This window comes from Arthrobacter globiformis (genome assembly GCF_030815865.1).
Classification (GTDB): Bacteria; Actinomycetota; Actinomycetes; order Actinomycetales; family Micrococcaceae; genus Arthrobacter; species Arthrobacter globiformis_B.
Genome location: NZ_JAUSXI010000001.1, coordinates 540,960 through 565,528 on the forward strand (window position 1 = coordinate 540,960; position 24,569 = coordinate 565,528).

The window sequence follows — 24,569 nt, forward strand, 5'->3', positions numbered from 1 at the left end:
CTCCTCATCAGGTACGAAATCGTATACGAAACATACTGGACCGTTTCTGGTGACTTCGTCAACCCCTGATTTTCGGGGAAGGGGAGCTGCTTGTAACGCAGGTCATATGTGACGTACAGTACTGAAACATAACCACAATTTCTATTATCGAACCATCTGTTCGGATATAGAACACATGATTTGGCGAAAGCCAGCCACACAGTGAAGTGAGGAAAGCCCGTGCAGTTCCACCACCACGGTTACGTTTCCGGTGACCCGCGCATCCAGCCGGCCGCCGGCGTCGGCATCAACCGCCCCGAAGAGCTGCCCGACGAGGTCGATGTGCTCATCGTGGGCTCCGGCCCCGCGGGCATGCTCGCAGCAGCCCAGCTCTCCCAGTTCCCGGACATCACCACGCGCATCGTGGAGCGCCGCGGCGGCCGCCTCGCGATCGGCCAGGCCGACGGCATCCAGGCCCGCAGCGTCGAGACCTTCCAGGCGTTCGGCTTTGCCGAGGAGATCACCGCAGAGGCCTACCGGATCACCGAGATGGCGTTCTGGAAGCCGAGCCCGGAGAACCCGCAGCACATCGTCCGTGCCGCCCGCGCGGTCGACGACGAGATGGGCATCAGCGAATTCCCGCACCTCATCGTCAACCAGGCCCGCGTGCTGGACTACTTCGCCCGGGTCATGGCCTATTCCCCGACCCGCATGACCCCGGACTACGGCTACGAGTTCCACAGCCTGCACGTCGCGGACGCGGGGGAGTACCCGGTCACCGTGACCCTGGTCCACACCACCGGCGAGCTGGCAGGCCAGGAGCGCGTTGTGCGGGCCAAGTATGTGGTCGGTGCCGACGGCGCCCGCAGCAAGGTCCGTGAATCGATCGGCTGCACGCTCGCCGGAGACCAGGCCAACCACGCCTGGGGCGTCATGGACGTCCTCGCGTCCACCGACTTCCCGGACATCCGCACCAAGTGCGCCATCCAGTCCCACGACGGCGGCAGCATCCTGCTGATCCCGCGCGAAGGCGGCCACCTGTTCCGCATGTACGTCGATCTCGGGCGTCGTGCCGGAGAACGACAACGGCGCCATCCGCAAGACCACCATCGAGCAGATCATCGCCCACGCGAACCAGATCCTGCAGCCCTACACCCTCGACGTCCGCAACGTCGCCTGGCACAGCGTGTACGAGGTGGGCCACCGCCTCACCGACAGGTTCGACGACGTCCTGCCCGCCGAGCGGGACACCCGCACGCCGCGCGTGTTCATCACCGGCGACGCCTGCCACACGCACAGTGCGAAGGCAGGCCAGGGCATGAACGTGTCCATGCAGGACGGCTTCAACATCGGCTGGAAGCTCGGCCACGTCCTCGAGGGCCGCAGCCCCGAGTCGCTGCTGGCCACGTACTCCGCGGAGCGCCAGGTGGTCGCGAAGAACCTCATCGATTTCGACAAGGAATGGTCCACCCTCATGGCCAAGAAGCCCGAGGAGTTCGACGACCCCTCGGAGCTCGAGGACTTCTACGTGCGCACCGCCGAATTCCCGGCCGGCTTCATGACCGAATACGCGCCGTCGATGATCGTCGCCGAGGCGAAGCACGCCGGGCTGGCCACGGGCTTCCCGACCGGCAAGCGCTTCAAGTCTGCGCCCGTGCAGCGGGTCTGCGACACCAACCCACTGCAGCTGGGCCACCAGGCGACGGCAGACGGGCGCTGGCGCATCTACGTGTTCGCCGACCCGGCCGAGGCCGGCGCACCGTCGCCGACCACTGACCTCGCGCAATGGCTGGAGAACTCGCCGGAGTCCCCGCTCGCGGCCACGCCGGAGGGCGCCGACTCTGACGCCTGGTTCGACGTGAAGGTCATCTACCAGCAGGACCACAGGGGCATCGACATCAACGCTGTCCCGGCCGTGTTCAAGCCGGAGGTCGGGCCGTTCAATCTCACCAACCTCGAGAAGGTCTACGGCACCGATCCGAAGGCCGACATCTTCGAGCTCCGCGGCCTTGACCGCGGCGGCGTCGTGGTGGTGGTCCGTCCGGACCAGTACGTGGCTAACGTCCTGCCACTGACCGCGACGGCGGAGCTCGGGGCCTTCTTTGCGCCGCTGCTGCCGGCCCGCCAGCCGGCTCCACTCCAGACCGAGCCGCTTCAGGCCGCTGGTTCGGGGCTCGTCGCCAACCTGGTGTAAGAGCAGCCTGCCGGGGAGCTCGCAGCCTCACCGGCAGGCCTTTCGCTCCTGGAGTCCGGATCCCTGCAACGGGGGATCCGGACTCTTTTGTTCTCAGACCTGATTGACCTCAAGCGGGCTCAGCGGAACCCTCGGAATGTATGCTCCGCCGGTCACGACCAGTGCGCTGAGGCACAACAACTGGTCGCTGCCAGACAAGCCCCGGCAGCCCGGGACTGCCAAGCTGGATTCAGCGGTGCGAGGCCATTGCCAGCACCCCTCCAACGCTCATGACCGTTAAGAAGGATCCAATGAGTATTTCAAATTCCGAGTCCCGGACTGCAGAAGCAAATCCGCGCAAGGAGCAGTCCACCGCCCTCCGCGCGGGCAGCATCGGCGTCCTGGGCATTCTCTTTTTCGTTCTTTCAGCCCAGGCTCCGCTGACCGGCATTGTCGGCGCTGCGCCCCTGGCGGCTGCACTCGGCAATGGCGCCGGGGCACCGGGCGCGTACCTCGTCGTGGGCATCGTCATTGTCATCTTCGCCGTCGGGTTCGTGGCCATGAGCCGGAAGGTCCAGGCCAACGGCGCCTTTTACGCCTACATCACCGCCGCCTTCGGCAGAAAGACAGGCACAGGCGCTGCCTGGCTGGCGCTGCTGGCGTACAGCACGGTTCAGGCCGCCATGTACGGCCTCTATGGTGCGGCCTTCTCTGGCTTGCTGGGTTCCGCCGGTGTGACCGTTCCCTGGTGGCTTCTGGCCGTTGCCACCATGGCAGGCGTGCAGGTGCTTGGGTCGATGAACATCGAACTCGGCGCCCGCGTCCTGGCTGTCCTTGTGGGCCTGGAGGTGGCGATTCTGCTGCTGTTCGGTTTCACCGTCCTGCTGAAGGGCGGAGGCCCGGAAGGCCTCGACATGGCAGCCTCATTTTCCCCCGAAGCGATCGCAAGCGGCGCCCCCGGAGTGGCCATCATGTTCGCCGTGGCGTCCATGTTCGGCTTCGAGTCAACGGCCATCTACTCCGCCGAGGCCAAGGATCCCCACCGGACGGTGGCCCGGGCAACGTACCTTTCAGTGGGCATCATCGCCGTGTTTTTCGCCTTCATTACCTGGATGCTGGTGAGCTTCTACGGGCCCTCGCACGTCGTCGACGCCGCCGGGGCCGCCCTGGAGTCAGGGGATGCGACCTCGTTCGTAATTGGCCCGCTGGTTGAGCTGTACGGCCCCTGGGCCGGCGTGACCGCCGGAATCCTTCTGGTGACGTCCCTCCTGGCAGGCATCATCGCCTTCCATAACGGCATCAACCGCTACCTTCACTCGCTGGCCCTGCGCGGTTCCCTGCCCGCTGTCCTGGCGCGGACCAACAGGCACCGCGCCCCTGCAAACGCAGCCTGGGTCCAGACGAGCGTCGCCGTGCTGCTCGTGGCACCGTTCGCGGTGCTGGGAATGGACCCGGTCCTGACGCTCTTCTCGTGGTTTAGCGGGCTGGCCGTTGCAGCGCTGCTGGTGCTGTACATGCTCTGCTCCCTGGCCGTCGTCGCATTCTTCCGGCGCGAACGGGTCATGGGGCAACACTGGCAAACCTTCATCGCACCGGCGCTCGCGTCGCTGCTGCTGGCCTGGGTCCTCTACCTGGTGGTCAGCAACTTCACCTCTCTCATCGGCGGCAGCGCCGAAACAGCAGTCGGGCTGCTGGTTGCCGTCCCCGTGCTGTTCGTGGCCGGAGTGCTGGCGGAAATCGTAGTGGAGAAGCGGGCGGGGACCCTAGAGCCGGAGCTCGCCGGGTAAGGGGCGTTCGACGACGGCAGCACCCGTTCCGCTGCGGCGGCCTCGCCTCGCGAGGCCGCCCGCCAGCAGCAGAAGTGTGGCAAGGCCGGCCCCTGCGGCTGCGGCTGCGGCCGCCGCGATGCCGGCCGGCCACTGCCCGGTAACCGGCATGCCCATCGGCGGCGGCAAAGGTGGTTCCGACTTCGACCCCCGCGGCCGCAGCGACGCCGAAGTCATGCGCTTCTGCCAGTCGTTCATGACCGAGCTCTACCGCCACATCGGCGAGTACACCGACGTGCCCGCCGGCGACATCGGCGTGGGCGACTGCGAAATCGGCTACCTCTTCGGCCAGTACAAACGCATCACCAACCAGCACGAATCAGGCGTCCTGACCGGCAAGGGCATCTCCTGGGGAGGTTCCGGCAATGTGGCCATCAATGCCATCGCCAAGGCCCAGGCGCTCGGCGCCAACGTGGTGGCCTGCTCCGACTCCTCCGGCTACGTCGTGGACGAGGCAGGGATCGACGTCGGGCTGCTCCGCCAGGTCAAGGAAGTGGAACGCGGACGCCTCAAGGACTACGTTCTGCGCCGTTCCGGCGTTTCCTACGTGGAGGCCGGCTCCGTCTGGGACGTCGACGCCACCGTCGCCCTGCCGTGCGCCACGCAGAACGAGCTCGACGGCGGTGCGGCCGCCCGGCTGGTCCGCAACGGACTGCTCGCAGTCGGCGAAGGCGCAAACATGCCCTCCACCCACGACGCCGTGGCAGTGTTCCAGGAGGCGGGCGTGCTATTTGGGCCCGGCAAGGCCGCCAACGCAGGCGGCGTGGCCACATCGGCGCTGGAAATGCAGCAGAACGCGAGCCGCGACTCCTGGTCCTTCGAGCACACGGAACAGCGCCTTACGGACATCATGGTGGGAATCCACCATCGCTGTGCCTCCACCGCGGACGAGTACGGTGAACCCGGCAACTACGTGTTGGGCGCGAACATCGGCGGCTTCGTCAAAGTGGCGGACGCGATGCTCGCGCAGGGGCTGATCTAGGTTGATGAGAAACCAGGCGCAGGCTACTTAGGCGCCGCGGCGCCAGTCGCTGGGGGACTCGCCGAAGGCATCCCGGAAGGTGCGGCTGAAATGCGCCGCGTCCAGGAAGCCCCACCGGGCGGCGACGGCCCCTACGGAGGTGCCGGAATGCAGTGGTTCCCTGAGGTCCCGGCGGACCCGTTCCAGCCGGCGGCTCCGGATCCAGCTGGCAACAGTGCTGCCGGACTCGTGGAAGACGTTGTGCAGGTGGCGGGTCGAAATGAAATGCGCTGCGGCAATGCTGGCCGGCGAAAGCTGCGGGTCAGCGAGGTTCGCCTCAATGTATTCACGGACCGACGTCGCCAGCATCGCCTGAGGCTTCATGCTGTCCGCAGCCAAATCCAGTTCCGAATGCAGCATGGTGGAGACGAGGTCCAGGGTGTTGGCCGCCAGCCGGGAGCCGCTGGGCCCGCTGAGTGCCTCCAGGTTGCCGGCGAGCTGCGTGATGAACGGTCCCACAATGCCCGCCAGGCTGGACTCGCCGGCCAGCCGGACTGCTGACAGCTGTCCCACGTAGTCCGGCGGCAGCGACAGGGAGTCGTGCGGGAACATGACCACCACCACGCGGGCCTGCTCTTCGAATGCCAGCGTGTACGGGCGGTTGGTGTCATAGATGGCCAGGTCGCCGGGGCGGAGCACGGCCTCGCGGTTGTCCTGGATGAGGAGGCCGGTGCCTTCCAGTTGGAGGTTGAGCTTGAAGTAACGCTGGTCGGACTGCGCCAGAAGCGCCGGTGTGCGGTGGACGCTGTGGCCCGAAGCCGACACCTCCACAATGCACGTCCGGTCGAGCACCCTGGAGCGCACGCGGCCGCGGAACTGATCGGGCCGGGAGGTTTCGGCGGCCAGCGGCACGAAGGACTGGGCTACGAGGTGCCTCCAGTGGTCAAAGGAGGTGGCCACGCTGGAGGTGAGGGTCTGGTCCGCGGGGCGGGCTGTGGTTGCTGGCATGAACATTCCTGACGCCGGTTGGCCATCTAAAATCGGGTCCCCAAGACTGTGTCCTGGGACACAGTCATTTCAGGTTAGCGGCGAAATTCTGCCCTGTCATCTTTTTTCAACATGTGGCGAAAAAAGGTTTTCTTGTGAACGAGGGGTGGTCAAGCCTCACTTGTTCTTGCCCCGGGCCGCAACCACCCAGCGGCCCACGAGCCCGCCGCCGCTGACGACTGCGACGTCGTCCACCAGGTTCATGGCGAGGCATACGTGGTTGGGGATAACTCGCAGCCGGTGCCCGATGGCGGGCGCGGTTCCGGGCTCGGGCCACTCGACAGTTGCGTGGTGCTCCGACAGTGCTGTGATCCGGGCGCCGGGGTGCTCCATCAGCCGGCCAAATCCGCTTGCCCACGCGGGCCGGTCGCTGCCGAGAACCTTGCTGCCGGCGTCGATGATGAAACGTGCCGGTCCCTCCGCGGGGGCTGCATGGTGGCTCACCACGGTGGCCGCCACTGTCAGCGCGATGTCCTCGGCGGCGCACCGCCCCAGCTCCAGCTGCTGGGCGTCGCCAAAGACGTAGACGCCAGGGCGCACCTCGGTGGCAGCCGAATTCCCGGTCAGCATCGCCGTCGGGGTGGAGCCGCCGCTACGGCAGGTGACGTTGAATCCTGCCGCCGCTAGAACCTCGGACGCCCGGCTCAGGGCCTGCTGCTCCTGCCTGGCCGCCTCGACCGGCATGCCGGGGGCGTAGCTGTGGCCCGGGAAGGTGAAGACTCCCGCAACTTTCAGTCCGGCGCGCACTGCTGCTTCGGCGACCGGTGCGACGGATTCCGGGTGGACGCCGCTCCGGTGGTGGCCGCTGTCGACTTCCACGAGGGCGCTGATGCTCCCCGCTGCATTTCCCAGGCCGGATCCCAGCGCTGTTGCTCCCTCCACGGAGTCGACGCCGACGGAGATCTGCGCAGTTTGCGACAGGCGCCGAAGCCGCTCGGCCTTCTGCGGTGAAATCCACAGGGGGTAGGCGATAAAGAGGTTGTCGACTCCGGCAGCCGCGAACACTTCAGCTTCGCCGATGGTTGCCACTGTCAGTCCGGAGGCTCCAGCTGCGATCTGACGGGCGGCGATTTCGGGGATCTTGTGGGTTTTGGCATGCGGGCGCAGGCTCAGGCCCCGCGCCCGGACGGCTGACGCCATCCGCTCGATGTTCCGGTCAAGGATGTCGACGTCGATCATGATTTCCGGAGTATCGATTTCGTACGGAATGGTCACTGCCGGCGTCTCCTGGCTGTAGGTTAAGTTCTTTCGGGCGGGCTGCGGTGCGTGAGGTCCCAAAGCTAGCGCGTCAGCAGGCTAGCGGGTCAGCAGGGCAAGGTAGCCCTCGAGTTGGCCGTCCAGGCCGAGCTCCGTCTGGCCCTCCGGAAGCAGTGCAGCCGCGATCTGGGCGCCCAGCAGCATGTTGAGCAGCTGCCCGGCCAGACTGGCGTCGTCGACGGCGGTAGTCACGTCACCGCTGTCCCTGGCCTCCCCAAGATAGCGCCGGATGGCGTTTAGCCACTGCTGCATCGATTCCCGGTGGATCTGCGCCTTGCCCGGGTCGTTGATAGCCTTCTGCCAGAAGGGGATGACGATCCGGGCTTCATTGATCCGTTCCTCATCGAGGGGGAGCACTTCGACGCAGAACGCCCGCAGGGCCGCCAGTCCCGAAAGCCCCGCGGTGACTTCGGCGATGCGCCCGTTGGTCCGGTTGAAGACGTGGCCGAAGGCGAAGGTCAGCAGCGTGTCCTTGGTGGGGAAGTACGGTTTGAGGGCCCCGTTGGCGAAGCCCGCCTCGGTGGCGATTTCCCGCATTGTGGCGCTTTCAATGCCCATTCGGGCGATGATCCGCCAGGTCGCATCCACCAGTTCCAAGCGGCGCTCGTCGTGGTCAACAATCTTTGGCACGCGGCCGCTCCCCAGTAAATATTTCGCCCAGACTCTTGTGAGCCATCTTACGTTCGCTTATTATCTACAACTATAGAAAATAAATATCCGACCCGCCAGGGTCCCCGGACAAAGGCCGCTATGACGCTCTCCATCACAGAAACAACCAGCCCATTCCGCCTTGCCTCAGCCGCGGAAATCAGCGAGGTGCAGGGCATTCTTCGCTCTGGGAGTCTCCTTGGTCCGGAGAAGCGCATCGCCTACCTGGGCCTCCTCGACCCTGCCCGCGGAACCGGAACTGAGCCGGATCGCCGTTTCCGTGTCTTCATCCACGATGTTTCGGGCGGCCGGCCCCAGGACGTCATCGTCTCGGTCACCAGCGGCACGGTGATCTCCGCCGTCGAACTCGACACCGCTGCCACCGGCGAACTGCCGGTCCTCGAAGAGGAGTTCGAGGTGGTGGAGCAGCTCCTGGCCACCGACGAGCGGTGGCTGAAGGCCCTGGCCGCACGGAACCTGGACGTCAGCACGGTGCGCGTCGCCCCGCTGTCCGCCGGCGTCTTCGAATACGCAGAGGAGACGGGCCGCCGGATCCTCCGCGCGCTTGCCTTCGTGCAGGAGTTCCCCGGGGACAGCGCGTGGGCCCACCCGGTTGACGGGCTGGTGGCCTACGTGGACGTGGTCAGCAAGGAAGTCACCCAGGTGATAGACACCGGTGTGTTCCCCGTCCCGGCAGAGCACGGCAACTACACCGATCCCGAGCTCACGGGCCCGCTCCGCACCACCCAGAAGCCCATCAGCATCACCCAGCCCGAAGGCCCCAGCTTCACGGTGACCGGCGGCAACCACATCGAGTGGGAGAAATGGAGCCTGGACGTCGGATTCGACGTCCGCGAGGGCGTGGTGCTGCACAACATCGCCTTCCGGGACGGGGACCGGCTCCGGCCCATCATCAACCGCGCGTCGATCGCCGAGATGGTGGTCCCGTACGGCGATCCGTCGCCGATCAGGTCCTGGCAGAACTACTTCGACACGGGGGAGTACCTGGTGGGCCAGTACGCCAACTCCCTTGAACTGGGCTGCGACTGCCTCGGCGACATCACCTACCTCAGCCCGGTCATCAGCGACGCCTTCGGCAACCCCCGCGAGATCCGCAACGGCATCTGCATGCACGAGGAGGACTGGGGCATCCTGGCCAAGCACAGCGACCTCTGGTCCGGCATCAACTACACCCGTAGGAACCGCCGCATGGTGATCTCCTTCTTCACCACCATCGGCAACTACGACTACGGCTTCTACTGGTACCTCTACCTCGACGGCACCATCGAATTCGAAGCCAAGGCCACCGGCGTCGTCTTCACCTCCGCCTTCCCGGAAGGCGGCTCGGACAACATCTCCCAGCTGGCACCGGGGCTGGGAGCGCCGTTCCACCAGCACATCTTCAGCGCCCGCCTCGACATGGCCATCGACGGATTCACCAACCGCGTGGAAGAAGAGGACGTGGTCCGCCAGGCCATGGGCCCGGGCAACGAGCGCGGCAACGCCTTCTCCCGGAAGCGCACCGTGCTGGCCCGCGAGTCCGAGGCTGCCCGCGAAGCGGATGCCCGGACCGGCCGGACCTGGATCATCTCCAACCCCGAATCGCGCAACCGCCTGGGCGAGCCGGTGGGCTACAAGCTGCACTCCTACAACCAGCCCACGCTGATGGCCGACCCCGAGTCCTCCATTGCCCGGCGGGCCGCCTTTGCCACCAAGGACCTGTGGGTCACCCGATACGCCGAAGACGAGCGCTACCCTACAGGCGACTTCGTCAACCAGCACTCCGGCGGCGCGGGCCTGCCCTCCTACGTGGCCCAAAACCGCGACATCGACGGCCAGGACATCGTCGTGTGGCACACCTTCGGCCTGACGCATTTCCCTCGCGTGGAGGACTGGCCCATCATGCCGGTGGACACCGTCGGGTTCAAGCTCCGCCCCGAAGGTTTCTTCGACCGCAGCCCGGTCTTGGACGTCCCGGCCAACTCCAGCCAGTCCGGCTCCCACTGCCATGCTGCCGCCGAGCAGTCTTCCCCTGTGCAGGCTTCAGGTGACGGTGCTTCCGGCAGCCACTGCCACGGCTAGGTTTACGCCGTGATCGGACTGCAGTTGCACTCCCGCGCGGTCTCCGCCGTGACCGCAGCGTCCTGCGCGGTGCACCTGTGGCTTGTCGTCGGGAACCACCACGGCCCCTGGCTGGGCATCATGATGCTCGTGATGGTGGGGGTTTGCCTGCCGTGCGCGGTGCACCTGTGGCACAGCGGCCGGGAGAGGTCCCTGCGTCAGGTGATGGGCTGTGCCCTGGCTATGACTGCCCTGCATGCAGTCCTGCTGCTGGGCGTGCCCGCCCTTTCCGGGGGCGGCGCACCCGGCCACTCCCATTCCGGAGCGTCGGCGGCGCCTAGGGCCGCTGGGACTGAAGGCCTGCTGGTCGTCGTCGTCCTGGAAATTACGACGGCGTTCCTCGCCGCGACGCTGCTCGCCCGCCTTCGCTCCGTTCCCCGGACGGCGGTTCTTTTCCATGCTGAAATGGAGCCCTAAGGGAAGGCCGGCACGCGGATGATCCTGCTCGACTCACTGGAGCGCCAAATCGTGGCTGCCTTGCAGCTGGATCCCCGCTGCCCCTGGCGCAAGATGGCCGCCGTCCTCGGTGAGGCGGAGCGCACCGTTGCCCGCCGCGGGGCGCAGCTCCTGGAATCCGGCGCAGTCGCCATCGCCGCCGTGCGGCCGCATCCGGCGTCGATGCTCGTGGAAATGCGCTGCACCCCGGGCACGGCACGCGCCGCTGCGCAATCCCTCGCGCAGCGCTCCGACACCACGTTCGTTTATACAGTCACCGGCAATGGCGACTGCGTGGCCGAGATCCTGACGGACCCGGACCGGATGGGGGATATCCTCTCCGACGAACTGCCGTCCACAATCGGGCTGCGGCATTCCGTGAGCTATCCGGTGCTGCGGTACTTTCGGACCATCCAGGGTTGGCGGCCGGAGATGCTCACGGCGGAACAGGCCGATGCCCTGCGCTCGCCGGTTGCTGCGGATGCGGGCGTATTCGCAGTCCGGCAAACGCTGAACCGGCAGGATACCGAGCTCGTGGAAGCTCTCTGTGCGGACGGACGCATCAGTTTCGAGGCGCTGGCCCGGCGCGTCGGGGTTTCGGAAGCAACCGCCCGCCGGCGCTGCGAATGGCTGCTCGCCAACAACCAGGTCCAGCTCCGCGTGGTGGTGGAACCGGCCGCGCTCGGGCTCGCGGTCGAGGCGCTTCTGTGGATCAGGGCCGCCCCGCACCAGGTGGAGCAGCTGGGCAAGAGCCTGGCCGAGCTGCCCACGGTGCGCTACGCGGCAGCGCTGGCCGGTGACTACCAGATCGTGGCCGACGTGACCGTGCCCGACCTGCCATCCCTTTACCGCCTGATCACAGCCTCCGACTGGGCGGCGCAGGCCGCCGGCGTGGACGTGTCCGTGCTGCTGGATGCGCGCAAACGCGGCGGGCGCGTCATGCGCCCGGCGCGGACACCGGCCTGAGCCCACCGCGTCCGGAGGCTGACGTACCCAGCTCCGGCGCACGCAGCTCCGGCGCAACCGCAGCGTACCGGGTCTGCTGCTCGAACGCCCTCGCCCAGCGCAGCAACTGCACGTCGGTGTAGTGGTTGGATGCCAGTTGCAGCCCGATGGGAAGACCTGCGCCGCTGAATCCGGCGGGCAGGCTCAGCACCGGGAGGCCGGTGGCGGAGAGCAGGCAGGCCGACCGCATCCAGTCCAGATAGGTTTCCGAGGGCACGCCGGCCACCTCCCGGGGGTACCGCAGGGACGCATCGAACGGCAGGACCTGGGCGCACGGGCTGGCGAAGAGGTCGTAGCGCGTGAAGAAGTCCTGGACAGTGTATTCAAGCCGGGTGCGGGCAGCATTGGTGGCAATGATGTCCTCTGCGGTGAGGGCCAGGCCCTTGCCGACGTTCCACCGGACCTCCGGCTTGATGAGATCGCCTGATTCGGCGACCAGCCCGCCCAGGCCGGCCGCGAAATCCAATGCGCGGGTGTTGCCGAACACCAGATCCGCGTCGCGGAAATCCGGGCACGCCTCCTCCACCACCGCGCCCAGTTCCTCAAACACAGCGAGCTGGCGTTCCAGATGGTCCGCGATTTCCGGTTCCACCGGAACACCGATACCAAAGTCCCGTGACCAGCCGATCCGGACGCCGCGCATGTCCGTCTCAAGGCCGGCCCTGAAATCTGCCGGATCCACCACCTGCGGATGGGGCACGCGCGGATCCCGCCCAGCGGTGACGGACATGAACAGGGCGATATCCTCCACCGTCCTCGCCATCGGGCCGGTCCGCCCCAGCCAAGACCAGGCGTTGACGTCGGACGGCATCGGAATGACTGCCAGGGACGGCCGGAACCCGACGATATTGCAGAAGGACGCGGGGATCCGCAGCGAGCCGCCCATGTCGCTGCCGTCACCCATCGGCTGCACGCGCGAGCCCACGACGGCAGCCACCCCGCCGCTGCTTCCGCCTGCGCTGAGGCCAGGCGCGTAGGGGTTGGTGGTGGTGCCGAAGAGTTCGTTGAACGTGTGGGAGCCTGCCCCGAACTCGGGAACGTTGGTCTTCCCCGTGCTCACCACCCCGGCAGCCTTGAGCCGGGCGATGATCAGGTCATCCTTTTCCGGCACGAAGTCCTTCAACACCACCGAGCCCTGCGTGGTGCGCATGCCGGCGGTGTTGTTGGTGTCCTTGTGGGTCAGGGGGAGGCCGTGCAGTGGCGGCAGTTCGGCACCGGAGGCCGTGAGCTCGTCGGCGCGGGCCGCCAGTTTTGCAGCGCCTTCGGGGTCGAGGGTAACCACCGCGTTGAGCTTTGGATTCACCTCGGCAATGCGTTCGAGATGGGAGTCGAGGGCCTCCCGGGCAGAAATTTCGCTGTTCCGGATGGCGGCGGTGAGCTCGACGGCGGAAAGTTCGCTGATGGCGTCAGACATGGGTGCTCCTTCGGGCGGCTGGCGTAGTCCGCGGTTGTACTTCCCTGAAGTGTGGAGGACACGCAGCAGGAGCGGAAGGCATCCTCGAATGAAACCGCGACATGACTGATCCGGCCAGAATTGTGGCCGATTCCGCCATCCCTTGCCGTCCGGAGCCGACGTCCCGGACAGTATTCCTAACCTGCTGGCCGATCCGGTCGGAGGTCAAGACTCCGTGGCGCAGCTGTCCTGCCCGCGGCATCAGCATCACCGGCCCCCAGCGGGCCCTAACCAGGAGGCTCCCATGCACGCACCCATGGCCCCCACCGGCTCCACGGACATTCTTGCAATCGCCAACGCCCCCGTCCTCTGGCTCTGCGTTGCCGGCGTCTTCGGCGTCATCGTGGTCCAGTCGCTGATCTTCCTCCGTGCCGTGCGCCGGGCAGCCCCCGCGGTGCAGATGACACCCGGCGACATCAGGACCTCGTTCCGGTCCGGGGCCGTTTCCGCGATCGGCCCTTCGCTCGCCGTCGCGCTGGTGGCGATCGCGCTGCTGGCACTCTTCGGTGCGCCCGCCGTGCTGTCCAGGATCGGACTGATCGGTTCCGCAGCCTACGACGTCTCGGCAGCAGGCATCGCGGCCGGCACCCTCGGAGCCAAGCTGGGCGACGAGAGCTACACCCAAAGCGTCTTCGCGGTGGCCTTCTTCGCCATGAGCATCGGCGGAGCAATGTGGATGATCGCCACGCTGATCCTCACGCCGCTGCTCCGCCGTGGTGACGCAAAGATCCGCGCGATCAACCCGGCGGCTATGGCCATCGTCCCCGCAGCCGCCCTGATCGGAGCCTTCGCATGTCTGGGCTTCACCGAGCTGCCAAAATCCGGCACCCACGTGGTCACCTTCGCGGTGTCAGCCGCCGTGATGGCACTGTCCCTGCTGCTGGCCAAGACGCTCGGCAAGAGCTGGCTGCGTGAGTGGGGCCTCGCTATCTCGATCGTCACCGCCCTTGGCTCGGCGCTGCTCACGTCTGGCAGCTGACCGGCGCACCCGCCACTGCCCGAACCGGGCCAGCCTGCACCAACCCCGAACCAGACTTAACAGGACAGGAACACAGGAATGACATCCACGAGCACCGCACCGGCCGCCACGGACCAGGCCATGGCCGAGTTTGACCGCACCACCTCGCGCTGGGGAAGGGCCACGATGATCGCGGGTCTGCTGGTCTCCATCGCCGGCCCCCTGTACCTGGTGTTCGCCGCGCGACTGGACATCGCGCCGGCGCAGCTCTGGATCGCCTTCGCCGCCGTCGCCGCCACGTTCGGGATCATCTGGATCGTCGAGCCGCTGACGTATTACCCCATCCTCGGACCTGCCGCCATGTACCAGGCCTTCATGATCGGCAACATCTCCAACAAGCTCCTGCCCGCCGCACTGATCGCGCAGACCAACATCGGCGCCAGGCCCGGAACCCGCCGCGGCCAGCTGGCGTCTGTCGTGGCCATCTGTGGTGCGGCCGCGGTTCACCTGGCCTCACTGGCCCTCTTCGTGGGGCTGCTGGGGAGCTGGCTCATCAGCGTCATACCACCTGCCGCCATGAATGTGACCCGGCTCTACGTGCTGCCCGCGGTCCTCGGCGCTGTGCTGGTCCAGGCCATCGTCTCCATGAAGCAGCCGCGGACCACGGTCATCGCCCTGGCCGTGGCGGCCGCCCTCGTCTTTCTTGTCCTGCCGGCGGTTCCGGGACTGGCCATGGTCTCCACCGCCATAGCGGTGCTGGGGACGGTGCTGCTGGCGTGGTTCTTCCGGAGCCGGCAGCCTGCTTCCGAAGCCCGGCCGGCACAGCCGGTCCACCTCAAGTAGCAGGTCCACCACAAGTGCGTCCGTCCGGTATTTCCGGCCGGGCGCACTCTGCTTTAAGCCGCCGGCCCCGCTACGGTGCCAGCAGGCGGAACTCCGAGCCGAAATGCACCAGCGGGTCCGGAGCCTCGGACGGTGCCGCGGCCGTGCCCATGGCCAGCACCTCGCCCACAACAAGTAGGTGGGTGGCGGCAGGGTGGACTGAGACGGTGCGCAGCTCGAAGTAGGCGACGCAGTCGTCGATGATGGCCGATCCTGTGGCCGGCCCGCGCCGGAAAGGCACCTGTGCGAGCAATCCGTGCAGCGGCGTCCCCGGACTCGCCAGCCACGTCGCCGTGCCCTTGTGCTTGCCGGACAGCACGCTCAGGGCCCAGGTGCCAGCTTCCTCCACGGCTTCGCCGATACGGGACTCCGCGTACAAGCTGACCAGCATGGTGGGCGGGTCGTAGGAAACCGAGAGGAAGGCGCTGACCGTTGCGGCGTAGTCCCTGTTCCGCAGCCGGGTGGAAACTACGGCGACGCCGGCGGGTATGTCCGAACTCAGCCTGCGGTACAGGTCCACGTCGGAATCCGACGGCGGTCCTTCGCTCAACTGCCGTGCGTCCAGCGGTCCTGAAGTTTCCATGACGCCATCGTGCCACGTGGGGCGGATGTTAAGGCTGTTGACAGTGTGGCGGTTCCACTAAGGCTGTGACGCACCTAACGCAATGGCAACCCAGCATCTGTAAGCCAATGGCCTGCCGTCGTTAACCCTGCGTTCACCTCCGACCCCAAAACTTGTTACCTGCGGCCCATAGCTTCATTGAAGGTACAAAAAGTACGAATCTCACGTTCGGACGTCTCCGGTCCGCACCGCATCAGAAACCCTGGAAGGGGCACACCCAGTGAAGGCACTCCGCTTCGGCCGCCACGCGGCAATCGCTGTTATCGCCGCTGGCGCACTCGCGCTCACCGCCTGTGGTTCAGACAACGCCACAAACACCGCCCCGGCAGGCAGCGCCTCCGCCGCCGGCACCAAGGTCACCGGCACCCTGACCGGCATCGGCTCCTCCGCGCAGGGCGCGGCCATGGACGTGTGGAAGACCAACTTCGCCTCCGCGAACCAGGGCGCCACCGTCCAGTACTCCCCGGACGGCTCCGGCGCCGGGCGCAAGGCCATCATCGACGGTTCGGCTCAGTTCGCCGGTTCCGACGCCTACCTGAAGGACGAGGAACTGGCCTCGGCCAAGAAGGTGTGCGGCCCCGAGGGTGCCATCGAGATCCCCGTCTACATCTCGCCGATCGCCATTGCCTTCAATCTGCCGGACATCACCGAGCTGAAGCTGGACGCACCCACTGCGGCCAAGATCTTCCGCGGCGAGATCGCCAAGTGGAACGACCCCGCCATCGCGGCGCTGAACCCGGACGCCAAGCTCCCGGACCTTGCCGTCACCCCGGTGAGCCGCTCTGACGACTCCGGCACCACCAAGAACTTCACCGAGTACCTCTCCGCGGCCGCTCCCGACGTCTGGAAGGACAAGGCCGACGGCATCTGGCCGGCATCCCTCAAGGGCGAGAACGCCAAGGGCACCTCCGGCGTCGTCAAGACCGTCACCGACACCCCGGGCGCCGTGACCTACGCCGACGACTCCGCCGTTGGCGGCAAGCTGGGCATCGCCCAGATCAAGGTCGGTTCCGAGTTCGTCAAGATCTCCCCGGAAGCTGCTTCCAAGGCAGTCGACGCCGGCAAGGCTATTGAAGGACGCGCCGAGACCGACGGCGCCATCAAGCTTGACCGCACCACCACCGAGGCCGGCGCCTACCCGGTGGTCCTGGTTTCCTACCACATCGTCTGCTCCACCTACGACAAGCAGGAAACCGTGGACCTGGTCAAGGCTTTCGAGACCTACGTAGTTTCCGAAGAGGGCCAGAAGGCTGCCGCCGAGTCCGCCAAGTCGGCTCCGATCTCTGCCACCCTGGCCGAGAAGGCTGTCAAGGCCATCGAATCCATCAAGGTCAAGTCGTAGCTTTTGACCTGTTCGCCGAGGTTCCCCGCCCAGCCGCCAGGCAGGGCGGGGAACTTAGCCGTGTAAAGCGCGGCTACAGCACGATCCACTTCTCTGACGCACCACCAACACCGAAGGGCCGGGTATGACCACCACCTCCCTGACCAGTTCCCAAGGCGCCGGCCGCGCCGGGGATAAAGTCTTCTCCGGAGCGGCCCTGGCGGCAGGCTGCCTGATCCTTGCCGTACTGTTCGGCGTGGCGCTCTTCCTCGTGATCCAGGCGATTCCCGCCTTCACCGCCCCCGCCGCGGACATCCAGGGCGGCGAGGGCTTCTTCGCCTACATCTGGCCGATCGTCATCGGCACCCTCATTGCCGCCATCATCGCCCTGGCCATCGCCACGCCGGTGTCCATCGGAGTGGCCCTCTTCATCTCGCACTTCGCCCCTCGCGGCCTCGCGTCCGGCCTCGGCTACGTCATTGACCTTCTCGCCGCGATCCCTTCCGTGGTTTACGGTGCCTGGGGCGCAGCCTTCCTGGCCCCCCAAATTTCGCCCGCGTACGGTTGGCTCGCCGCGAACATGGGCTGGCTGCCCATCTTCCAGGGACCTGCCTCCGCCACCGGCAAAACCATCCTGACCGCCGGCATCGTGCTGTCCGTCATGGTAATTCCGATCATCACCTCGCTGTCCCGCGAGATCTTCCTCCAGACCCCCAAGCTGCACGAGGAAGCAGCCCTCGCGCTGGGTGCCACGCGCTGGGAAATGATCAAGATGTCGGTGCTGCCCTTCGCCCGCCCTGGCATTATCAGCGCCGTCATGCTGGGACTCGGCCGGGCCCTGGGCGAAACCATGGCCGTGGCCCTAGTGCTGTCCTCCGGCGCGCTCACCGCCAGCCTGATCCAGTCCGGCAACCAGACCATCGCCGCCGAGATCGCCTTGAACTTCCCCGAGGCCAGCGGCCTCAAGGTGAGCACCCTGATCGCCGCGGGCCTGGTCCTGTTCGTGATCACCCTCGCCGTCAACATGATCGCCCGGTGGATCATCAGCCGGCACAAAGAATTCTCGGGAGCCAACTAAATGACCTCCACCCTGACCCCGGTCCGCAAGCGGTCAGCCCTGACCAAGGGCCAGTTGCCCAAGTACGCCCCCTACGTGGTCCTGGGCGTCGCGCTGGTCCTCGGGGCCGCCATCCTCGCCCTGATCGGATTCAATGCCTTCGGCTGGGGAGTCGTCTCCGCCATCCTGTTCGCTGCAGGACTCGTCGGCTGGAGCGCCGCCGTTGAGGGCTCACGGAAGGCCAAGGACAAGCTGGCCACCTGCCTGGTGGTGGGCGCCTTCCTGGTGGCGCTGCTCCCGCTGATCTCCGTGATCTGGACCGTCATGGTCAACGGCATCCCGGGCCTGCTCAACCAGGGCTTCCTGGGGACCTCGATGAACGGCGTCACCGGCGTGTATGACAACCGGGCGGCAGAAGGCACCGGGCCGGTGGTCGGCGGCATCTACCATGCGCTCGTGGGCACCCTGCAGATCACCCTGCTGGCCACCGTCATCTCCGTGCCGGTGGGGCTGCTGACGGCGATCTACCTGGTCGAGTACGGCAACGACCGCCCGCTGGCCCGCGCCATCACGTTCTTCGTGGATGTCATGACCGGCATCCCGTCCATCGTCGCGGGCCTCTTCGCTGCGGCGTTCTTCTTCGCCGTAGTGGGTCCCGGCACCAAAACCGGCGCCGTCGCCGCCGTCGCACTGTCCGTGCTGATGATCCCGGTGGTGGTCCGATCCAGCGAGGAGATGCTGAAGATCGTGCCCAACGAGCTCCGCGAGGCAGCGTACGCCTTGGGCGTCCGCAAGTGGCGGACCATCCTTAAGGTGGTCATTCCGACGGCGATCTCCGGCATTGCGTCCGGCGTTACCCTGGCAATCGCCCGGGTGATCGGCGAGACCGCACCCATCCTGGTGACAGCAGGGTTTGCGACCAGCATCAACAACAACGTGTTCGGTGGGTGGATGGCATCCCTGCCCACGTTCATTTACACGCAGATCCTGAACCCCACCTCCCCGTCCAACCCCGATCCGTCGTCGCAGCGGGCGTGGGGTGCAGCACTGGTGCTCATCATCCTGGTGATGCTGCTTAACCTCGGCGCCCGCCTGATTGCCCGGGTCTTCGCCCCCAAGGCAGGCCGCTAGGCCGGACCGCCCACACCGGACCGCCCACACCGGCCAGTGCGGCCGGGATCTAGACTTCAATACATACCAGCAAGTTAAGGAACATCATGTCCAAGCGCATCGACGTCAAAGACCTGAACGTGTACTACGGCAATTTCCTGGCCGTGGAAGACGTCAGCATCAACATCGAGGCCAAGTCCGTCACGGCGTTCATCGGCCCCTCGGGCTGCGGCAAGTCCACCTTCCTGCGCACGCTCAACCGCATGCACGAGGTGCTGCCCGGCGCCCGGGTGGAGGGTGAGGTGCTGCTCGACGGCGACAACCTGTACGGACCCGGCGTGGACCCGGTGACGGTGCGCTCCCAGATCGGCATGGTGTTCCAGCGGCCCAACCCGTTCCCCACCATGTCCATCCGGGACAACGTCCTGGCCGGCGTGAAACTGAACAACCAGAAGATCTCCAAGGGCGAGGCCGATGCCCTGGTGGAGCGCTCGCTCCGCGGCGCCAACCTCTGGAACGAGGTCAAGGACCGGCTGGAGAAGCCCGGTTCGGGACTGTCCGGCGGCCAGCAGCAGCGCCTCTGCATCGCCCGCGCCATTGCCGTGGAGCCGCAGGTGATCCTCATGGATGAGCCGTGTTCCGCCCTGGACCCGATCTCCACCCTGGCCGTTGAGGACCTCATCAATGAGCTCAAGGACCAGTACACCGTGGTGATCGTGACCCACAACATGCAGCAGGCCGCCCGAGTCTCGGACAAGACGGCGTTCTTCAACATCGCCGGCACCGGCAAGCCCGGCAAGCTCATCGAGTTCGCCGAAACCAGCACCATCTTCAACAACCCGAGCCAGAAGGCCACCGAGGACTACGTCTCCGGCCGCTTCGGATAATCCCCGCCGGCTCCCAGCCCTCGCAAGCTCAGGCCGGGCCCCCGCGTTGCTTTTTTAAGCCGCAATCAGCGGGGAGAGCGCCAGCTCCAGGACGAAGGCGCCCGCGGCGGTGGCTGCCGGCGTCAGGACCCACAGGGACAGGATCCGTATGACCAGCTTGCGGTGGCTGGTGGCAAACTGCTGGTTTTCCCCCGCGCCGAGCACGGCGGACGTGACCGTGTGGGTGGTGGAAACGGGCCAGTGCAGCCCGATGGCACCAATAAACAGCAGGAGCGCGCTGAAGCCCTGGGCCACCACTCCGCGCAGCGGATCGATCCGGGTGAGCCGGTAGCCAATGGTGTGCGAGATGCGCCAGCCGCCGAACAGCGTCCCCACCGTGATCATGACCGCGGACAGCAGCGCCACCCACATTGGAAGCGAGCCGCCGTCGGAATAGCCGGCGGCCAGCAGCGCCAGGATGAGCACTGCGCTGACCCGCTGGCCGTCCTGCAGCCCGTGGCCAAAGGCCACGGCCCCGGCGGCGATGGACTGGGCCGCCCGGAACCGCTTGTTGACAACGCTCGGCTGGGCGTAGCGCGCAGCCCAGGTGACGGGAAACACCAGCAGGTACGCGGCGATGAAGGCTATAACAGGCGAGAGGGCCAGGGGGAGGACCACCTGAAAGAGGAGTGACTGGTCCACGCCGCCCACCGAGTTGCCGCCCACCACCGCGCTGGCGGTACCGGCGCCCGCCAGTCCGCCCACCAGGGCATGCGTGGAGGAGGAGGGAACGCCCCGCCACCATAGGAAAATGCCCCAGGCGCACGCGCTGGCGAGGCCGGCGGCGATGATGGTCAGGCCGATGTTCCCGGGAGGGAGGGCCACCCAGTTCTGGCTGATGGCCACGGCCAGTCCGGCGCTGAGAAAGGCGCCGATGAGATTGAAAAGGGCGGCCAGCAGGACGGCAATGGTGGGGGTCAGGGCGCGCGTCCGCACGGCCAGGGCAACGGACGTGGACACATCCCGGAAGCCGTTGATGAAGGCAAATGCCGCGCTGAGGAGCACCACGAAGGCGAAGAGGAACAGCGTCACCTCAGGATTCCTTGACGATGATGCTGCCCACCTGGGTGGCGATCCGGCGCATGTCCTTGGTGACGTCGACCAGCTGGTTGGCGATGTCCCGGTTGCGGGCATACTGGGCTGATTTCATTTCCTTGAGCATGTCCGCGACCCAGACGCGGTGCGTGCGTTCGGCCCGCTTGGCCAGGCGAAGGACCTCGATCCAGTAGTCCTCGAGGTCGTCCAGGTTGTTTAGCCGGCGCATGGCGTCAGCCGTCAGCTCAGCCTGGCGGCTGATGATTTCCAGCTGGTCGGCCGCGCGCTTCGGCAGCCGGTCCAGGTTGTAAAGCGCCACCAGCTCGGCGGCGGCGTCCAGCTTTTCTATGGCTTCATTCAGGCTCTGCGAGAGGGCATACATGTCCTCGCGCGGGAGTGGATTCACAAAGCTGGTGCGCATGTGAGTCAGGAGAGCGAAGTGCAGCTCGGCCGACTTCGCCTCGTGGTTGTGCATGTCCTCCACCAGCCGGTGGTGTTCGGTGGCCGGCGCGCCGAGGATTTCCGCCATGGTGGCGCTGGCAAAAACGATCTGCCGGGCCAGCTGCGAAAGAAGGTTCAGGCCTGCGGGCTCCTGGGGAAAAAGGCGCAGCTTCATGAGTACCGGTCTCCGGAGGATCGTCAGGGCGGGACGCTGCGGGAGGTTTGACTTGACGTCGGAGCCGCAGCTAGTCAGTACTTTACCGGCAGCCGGATGAGGGCATAAAAATGGTGCCGAACCGGATACGCCTCTCGGCGGTAGGCCGCTCTAGGCGGCTAAATGTTGAAGCCCGGGGGTTTCGCGGTTCGGCACCTATTTCAGTCTTCTACTTTGGCTAAGCCAAGTCAACATTGACAGATCGGGCCTGATGGGTCAGTCAAGCTCACCGAGGCGCCAGGCGTTGGCAGCGTGCTCCAGGTCCTCTGCGGTCTTCACGAGCAAGTGGGAGTTGCGTGTCAGCTTGCGCGCGTGGCTCTCGTTGGAATGCTCCGCGCCGTCTGCGAGCGTGGCCTGGCCGAGCGCCACAACCCGGCAAAAAGCGGCAGAGCGCTCCAGCGCAACGTCGAACTCGCCGTCGAAGGCCCCTGATAGGATCGCGTCCGCCATGATCTTCATTTCATCGGCGCCCGGCGGCTCGGCCGCGCCAGCCACCACATTAGAGACCTGGGCGGTGTCCTTGCCCGCCTTGAAATAAACGGAGATGCGCTCGGGATCCTGCACCGTTGCTGCGCGGAGGGCGTACAGCCGCCACAGCGCACCGGGCAGCGAGCGTGCCGGGCTTTCAGCCCACATCTCTGCTATCGCCTCAAGGCCCTGCTCGTCGGCCAGCTTGACCAGCCGTTTGGTGATGACGGGATCATCGCTGTCCCGCCCGTGGCGCACCAGGGCCTGGGCGGCCAGATGCGCAGCTTCCGAGACGCGCGCCGGATCGGCGCCGCCTGCGAAAGGTTCGAAATCGATGGGCGCAAAAGGCTTCGGTTTGTGGTGCCGCTCCGCCCCGCCCGGGCCGCTGGTTCCTGCGTTCTGGCTCATGGTCCCACGCTACTCCTGCAGGGAACCGGAATCGAGCGTCCTTGTAGTGCCTGCGTTGCCCGGAAACAGCGCCCGGAGAATCCCGCGAACCCTTGCTGCCTCCCGGCAAAGACACGTTCGACGGCGGCGGCGGGGCGCCGTGCTGAAGTCGCCGCCGTCTGGGGTACAGTATTAAACGTTCAGAAATGGACTGGAACTGTTTCGCGTTTGCAGGCTTTTGGGGCCCGCATTCCAGCAGGCAGTTTGGGCCTTTAGCTCAGTTGGTAGAGCATCGGACTTTTAATCCGTGGGTCGTGGGTTCGATCCCCACAGGGCCCACTCTTTTAGCGAAGAGTGGAAAATCCCCGGCTTCCTGGCAACAGGAATCCGGGGATTTTTTATTTGCGGGATTATCGGAAAACGGGGTAATAGGACAAACGGCGGCTAACTCGCTGCCGGCAGGGTGTCCTCCGCGGTCTGAAGGTCCTGGCGCTCCCGGGCCGGGCAGCCCTGCGGGCCCGTTGTCTCCTTCGCTGCCGCGTGCGCTTCCACGCCTGCCGTCACGTCCAGCCCGAACAGTGTTTCAAGGGCAGCGGTGTACTCGTCCTGTCGGCCGGCTGCCGCCAGTTCGCGCCCCCGCGCGGTTGGCACGTGCAGGAGCTGCCGCACCACCCGCCGCAGGGCGAATTCCACCGCTTCCGCCGTGGCCGTGCAGCCGTGCTGGTTCTTCACCCGCGCCACTTCATCCGCCAGTACCGACTGCATGTGTCCGCGCAGCGCTACGATCGCCGGATCCAGAAGCCGCGCCTGCCGGTCCTCCACAAACCTCAGGGCGGCCTGCCGGACCAGCTCACCGGCCTGCCGGACGACGTCGGTTTGTTCACGCGGCGAGGCCAGCCGCACATGCTCCAGCGTGATGAGGTCAAGCCCGGGCAGTTCGCCTACTTCCGGCTCAAAGTCCCGGCTGAGAGCGAGATCGACGACGACGAGCGGGGCGGCAGCGCCCTGCCGGAAGGTCCGAAAGTCCTCGGAGCCGAGCCTGGGGCCGCGGCCGCTGCAGCCGATCACCACATCCGCTCCGCGGACGGCAGCGGGCAGATCCTCGGAGGTCAGGCCGGTGGCGCCCCGCCCTGACGCAAATGCTTCGGCCCGTCCGGACCAGGAAAACACGGAGACCGCAGAACACGCCCTTGCCGCCAGAAGCGCGAGGGTAGAGCCGGCGTAGGCCCCGGTGCCGATGACCACCACGGACAGTCCCGAGAGGTCCTGGCGTCCGAGCTTGGAGAGGGCTCCCAGCTTGGATGAGGCCACGTCCAAGGCAACGGACACCATGGAGCGGCCTGCCTCACCCAGGGCCGTCAGCGAGCCAACTTCGCGGGCGGCCCGGGATGCTGCCTGAAAAAGCCGGACCAGTGCTCCGCTGGCCGTCCCGGCCTCTTGGGCGGAGGCCAGCGAGCGGCGCAGTTGGCCGGCGATTTCCCGTTCGCCCACCACTGCCGAGTCAAGGCCGGCGCCCACCGAGAAGAGATGCTCGGTCATGGCGGTGCCCGTCAGGCAGTCAAGGGCGCGGTCGAGTTCGTAAGGGGAAACACCCGAACATGTGCTGATGACATGCAGAACGCGCTTTCTGGTGATGTCCGGATCCGCGGCCGGAGCAACGTCGCAATAGACCTCAAACCGGTTGCACGTGGCGAGCACAACTGCTCCTGCCACGCCGTCCACGTCCGCAATAACGTCCGAAGTAATACGGACGGGTCCCGAACCGAGCCGGGCCAGGAACTCCAGGCCGGATCCCCGGCCTTCCTCGCCACCAGCCGGTTCGGGACCCCCGTATCCGGACCGCGGAATGGGACCCCGGTCCGGTGTGCGGGCATGATGGGAAACCACAAGAGCAAACTGCCTTTCTGACGGGGGTAATCCTTTTATGGACCCCCCTGCACCCTGCAACAATTCGGCCCCCTTCCGCCGCAACGTTCCCCATCCTGTCCTGCCGCGCCACTTGGTAGCCGCCCCGGGTGGTGGACCGCGCGGCCACCGTTTCCGGACCGGTCCCGCAGGTGGCCGCCGCTAAGAGGACACCGCCGGTTGTCGCTGGGGCCAGGCGACGTTGCCTGGCCCCAGAGCCAAGAGACCTTGCAGAAAGGGTGGGGTACCCACCTTGGGAAATTCTTGACGGGCGGGGCGGCCTGCATTCTGCAACGATGTAGCTGAGGAAGATGTACCCGATGGCGATGTCTGCGGTG

General features: G+C 66.4%; 20 protein-coding genes, 1 tRNA gene and 2 pseudogenes. 13 read left to right on the top strand and 10 right to left on the bottom strand.

Going from position 1 to position 24,569, the window contains the following annotated elements:
• The first annotated feature begins 219 nt into the window (after positions 1–219).
• Both QFZ33_RS02515 and QFZ33_RS02520 read left to right on the top strand, forming a co-directional pair.
• Positions 220–2,173, top strand: a pseudogene (locus QFZ33_RS02515) (FAD-binding monooxygenase).
• 290 nt (positions 2,174–2,463) lie between these two features.
• A complete protein-coding gene (locus tag QFZ33_RS02520) occupies positions 2,464–3,939 on the top strand; it encodes an APC family permease (RefSeq protein ID WP_307024570.1) in 1,476 nt (491 codons plus the stop codon).
• On the opposite strand, the gene QFZ33_RS02525 is transcribed toward QFZ33_RS02520, so the two are convergent.
• On the bottom strand, positions 3,916–4,095 hold the full coding sequence (locus QFZ33_RS02525; RefSeq protein WP_307031983.1) for a hypothetical protein: 180 nt from the start codon (positions 4,093–4,095) through the stop codon (positions 3,916–3,918). The two genes, QFZ33_RS02520 and QFZ33_RS02525, sit on opposite strands and share 24 nt — an antisense overlap.
• Between QFZ33_RS02525 and QFZ33_RS02530 the strand changes: the two are divergent.
• Positions 4,079–4,960, top strand: a pseudogene (locus QFZ33_RS02530) (Glu/Leu/Phe/Val dehydrogenase dimerization domain-containing protein); the annotation flags it as partial. The gene QFZ33_RS02525 and the pseudogene QFZ33_RS02530 sit on opposite strands and share 17 nt — an antisense overlap.
• Positions 4,961–4,987: 27 nt before the next feature.
• Here QFZ33_RS02530 and QFZ33_RS02535 read toward each other — a convergent pair.
• The 3 genes from QFZ33_RS02535 to QFZ33_RS02545 form a co-directional block, all read right to left on the bottom strand.
• Positions 4,988–5,947 carry a helix-turn-helix domain-containing protein gene (locus QFZ33_RS02535; RefSeq protein ID WP_307024572.1) on the bottom strand — a complete coding sequence of 320 codons (960 nt, stop codon included), beginning with the start codon at positions 5,945–5,947 and terminating at the stop codon, positions 4,988–4,990.
• Between the two features lie 156 nt (positions 5,948–6,103).
• Positions 6,104–7,165 (bottom strand): D-TA family PLP-dependent enzyme, encoded by a 1,062-nt coding sequence (locus QFZ33_RS02540; RefSeq protein ID WP_373427326.1) that lies wholly within the window; start codon positions 7,163–7,165, stop codon positions 6,104–6,106.
• A gap of 117 nt (positions 7,166–7,282) precedes the next feature.
• On the bottom strand, positions 7,283–7,873 hold the full coding sequence (locus QFZ33_RS02545) for a TetR/AcrR family transcriptional regulator (RefSeq protein WP_307024576.1): 591 nt from the start codon (positions 7,871–7,873) through the stop codon (positions 7,283–7,285).
• Between the two features lie 120 nt (positions 7,874–7,993).
• Here QFZ33_RS02545 and QFZ33_RS02550 point away from each other — a divergent pair, with 120 nt between their 5' ends.
• The 3 genes from QFZ33_RS02550 to QFZ33_RS02560 are packed head-to-tail and all read left to right on the top strand — an operon-like array spanning position 7,994 to position 11,413.
• The gene (locus QFZ33_RS02550; RefSeq protein ID WP_307024578.1) at positions 7,994–9,973 is read left to right on the top strand and encodes a primary-amine oxidase; all 1,980 of its coding nucleotides are present in this window, start codon (positions 7,994–7,996) and stop codon (positions 9,971–9,973) included.
• 9 nt (positions 9,974–9,982) lie between these two features.
• Complete coding sequence (locus QFZ33_RS02555; protein ID WP_307024581.1) at positions 9,983–10,429, top strand: hypothetical protein; 447 nt, start codon at positions 9,983–9,985, stop codon at positions 10,427–10,429.
• An 18-nt stretch (positions 10,430–10,447) separates the two neighbouring features.
• A complete protein-coding gene (locus QFZ33_RS02560; RefSeq protein ID WP_307024583.1) occupies positions 10,448–11,413 on the top strand; it encodes an Lrp/AsnC family transcriptional regulator in 966 nt (321 codons plus the stop codon).
• Here the strand turns inward: QFZ33_RS02560 and QFZ33_RS02565 are convergent.
• The gene (locus tag QFZ33_RS02565; RefSeq protein WP_307024585.1) at positions 11,385–12,866 is read right to left on the bottom strand and encodes an amidase family protein; all 1,482 of its coding nucleotides are present in this window, start codon (positions 12,864–12,866) and stop codon (positions 11,385–11,387) included. The two genes, QFZ33_RS02560 and QFZ33_RS02565, sit on opposite strands and share 29 nt — an antisense overlap.
• Before the next feature lie 283 nt (positions 12,867–13,149).
• Between QFZ33_RS02565 and QFZ33_RS02570 the strand changes: the two genes are divergently transcribed.
• Both QFZ33_RS02570 and QFZ33_RS02575 read left to right on the top strand, forming a co-directional pair.
• Complete coding sequence (locus QFZ33_RS02570; RefSeq protein WP_307024587.1) at positions 13,150–13,884, top strand: DUF5058 family protein; 735 nt, start codon at positions 13,150–13,152, stop codon at positions 13,882–13,884.
• A gap of 78 nt (positions 13,885–13,962) precedes the next feature.
• A complete protein-coding gene (locus QFZ33_RS02575) occupies positions 13,963–14,706 on the top strand; it encodes a hypothetical protein (RefSeq protein ID WP_307024589.1) in 744 nt (247 codons plus the stop codon).
• Positions 14,707–14,776: 70 nt separating this feature from the next.
• On the opposite strand, the gene QFZ33_RS02580 is transcribed toward QFZ33_RS02575, so the two are convergent.
• Entirely contained in the window at positions 14,777–15,328 is a 552-nt protein-coding gene (locus tag QFZ33_RS02580; RefSeq protein ID WP_307024591.1) for a flavin reductase family protein, read from the bottom strand.
• A gap of 259 nt (positions 15,329–15,587) precedes the next feature.
• On the opposite strand from QFZ33_RS02580, the gene pstS reads away from it, so the two are divergent.
• The 4 genes from pstS to pstB all read left to right on the top strand — a co-directional run bounded on the left by pstS (position 15,588) and on the right by pstB (position 19,742).
• Positions 15,588–16,709, top strand: coding sequence for a phosphate ABC transporter substrate-binding protein PstS (gene pstS, locus QFZ33_RS02585; RefSeq protein ID WP_307024593.1), 1,122 nt, complete (start codon positions 15,588–15,590; stop codon positions 16,707–16,709).
• Between the two features lie 124 nt (positions 16,710–16,833).
• A complete protein-coding gene (gene pstC / locus QFZ33_RS02590) occupies positions 16,834–17,766 on the top strand; it encodes a phosphate ABC transporter permease subunit PstC (RefSeq protein WP_307024595.1) in 933 nt (310 codons plus the stop codon).
• Positions 17,767–18,876 carry a phosphate ABC transporter permease PstA gene (gene pstA / locus QFZ33_RS02595; protein ID WP_307024597.1) on the top strand — a complete coding sequence of 370 codons (1,110 nt, stop codon included), beginning with the start codon at positions 17,767–17,769 and terminating at the stop codon, positions 18,874–18,876. It begins immediately after the preceding gene.
• Positions 18,877–18,962: 86 nt separating this feature from the next.
• Positions 18,963–19,742, top strand: coding sequence for a phosphate ABC transporter ATP-binding protein PstB (pstB, locus tag QFZ33_RS02600; RefSeq protein ID WP_003799400.1), 780 nt, complete (start codon positions 18,963–18,965; stop codon positions 19,740–19,742).
• A 54-nt stretch (positions 19,743–19,796) separates the two neighbouring features.
• On the opposite strand, the gene QFZ33_RS02605 is transcribed toward pstB, so the two are convergent.
• From QFZ33_RS02605 to QFZ33_RS02615, 3 genes are all read right to left on the bottom strand, one after another.
• Complete coding sequence (locus QFZ33_RS02605; protein WP_307024599.1) at positions 19,797–20,813, bottom strand: inorganic phosphate transporter; 1,017 nt, start codon at positions 20,811–20,813, stop codon at positions 19,797–19,799.
• A gap of 1 nt (position 20,814) precedes the next feature.
• Positions 20,815–21,432: a DUF47 domain-containing protein gene (locus QFZ33_RS02610; RefSeq protein WP_236806304.1), complete on the bottom strand. Its 618-nt coding sequence runs from the start codon at positions 21,430–21,432 to the stop codon at positions 20,815–20,817.
• Between the two features lie 255 nt (positions 21,433–21,687).
• Positions 21,688–22,347 (bottom strand): hypothetical protein, encoded by a 660-nt coding sequence (locus tag QFZ33_RS02615; RefSeq protein ID WP_214857913.1) that lies wholly within the window; start codon positions 22,345–22,347, stop codon positions 21,688–21,690.
• Between the two features lie 245 nt (positions 22,348–22,592).
• Here QFZ33_RS02615 and QFZ33_RS02620 point away from each other — a divergent pair.
• Positions 22,593–22,665 (top strand) — tRNA-Lys (locus QFZ33_RS02620).
• 105 nt (positions 22,666–22,770) lie between these two features.
• On the opposite strand, the gene QFZ33_RS02625 is transcribed toward QFZ33_RS02620, so the two are convergent.
• Positions 22,771–24,111 carry a glutamyl-tRNA reductase gene (locus tag QFZ33_RS02625; RefSeq protein WP_373427327.1) on the bottom strand — a complete coding sequence of 447 codons (1,341 nt, stop codon included), beginning with the start codon at positions 24,109–24,111 and terminating at the stop codon, positions 22,771–22,773.
• Positions 24,112–24,569: the final 458 nt, after the last annotated feature.

Excerpts from the sequence above, each read along its gene's own strand:
- QFZ33_RS02520 (WP_307024570.1), top strand. The coding sequence starts at position 2,464 with ATGAGTATTTCAAATTCCGAGTCCCGGACTGCAGAAGCAAATCCGCGC.
- QFZ33_RS02525 (WP_307031983.1), bottom strand. The coding sequence starts at position 4,095 with ATGGGCATGCCGGTTACCGGGCAGTGGCCGGCCGGCATCGCGGCGGCC.
- QFZ33_RS02535 (WP_307024572.1), bottom strand. The coding sequence starts at position 5,947 with ATGCCAGCAACCACAGCCCGCCCCGCGGACCAGACCCTCACCTCCAGC.
- QFZ33_RS02540 (WP_373427326.1), bottom strand. The coding sequence starts at position 7,165 with ATGATCGACGTCGACATCCTTGACCGGAACATCGAGCGGATGGCGTCA.
- QFZ33_RS02550 (WP_307024578.1), top strand. The coding sequence starts at position 7,994 with ATGACGCTCTCCATCACAGAAACAACCAGCCCATTCCGCCTTGCCTCA.
- QFZ33_RS02560 (WP_307024583.1), top strand. The coding sequence starts at position 10,448 with ATGATCCTGCTCGACTCACTGGAGCGCCAAATCGTGGCTGCCTTGCAG.
- QFZ33_RS02565 (WP_307024585.1), bottom strand. The coding sequence starts at position 12,866 with ATGTCTGACGCCATCAGCGAACTTTCCGCCGTCGAGCTCACCGCCGCC.
- QFZ33_RS02570 (WP_307024587.1), top strand. The coding sequence starts at position 13,150 with ATGCACGCACCCATGGCCCCCACCGGCTCCACGGACATTCTTGCAATC.
- QFZ33_RS02575 (WP_307024589.1), top strand. The coding sequence starts at position 13,963 with ATGACATCCACGAGCACCGCACCGGCCGCCACGGACCAGGCCATGGCC.
- QFZ33_RS02580 (WP_307024591.1), bottom strand. The coding sequence starts at position 15,328 with ATGGAAACTTCAGGACCGCTGGACGCACGGCAGTTGAGCGAAGGACCG.
- pstC (WP_307024595.1), top strand. The coding sequence starts at position 16,834 with ATGACCACCACCTCCCTGACCAGTTCCCAAGGCGCCGGCCGCGCCGGG.
- pstA (WP_307024597.1), top strand. The coding sequence starts at position 17,767 with ATGACCTCCACCCTGACCCCGGTCCGCAAGCGGTCAGCCCTGACCAAG.
- pstB (WP_003799400.1), top strand. The coding sequence starts at position 18,963 with ATGTCCAAGCGCATCGACGTCAAAGACCTGAACGTGTACTACGGCAAT.
- QFZ33_RS02610 (WP_236806304.1), bottom strand. The coding sequence starts at position 21,432 with ATGAAGCTGCGCCTTTTTCCCCAGGAGCCCGCAGGCCTGAACCTTCTT.
- QFZ33_RS02615 (WP_214857913.1), bottom strand. The coding sequence starts at position 22,347 with ATGAGCCAGAACGCAGGAACCAGCGGCCCGGGCGGGGCGGAGCGGCAC.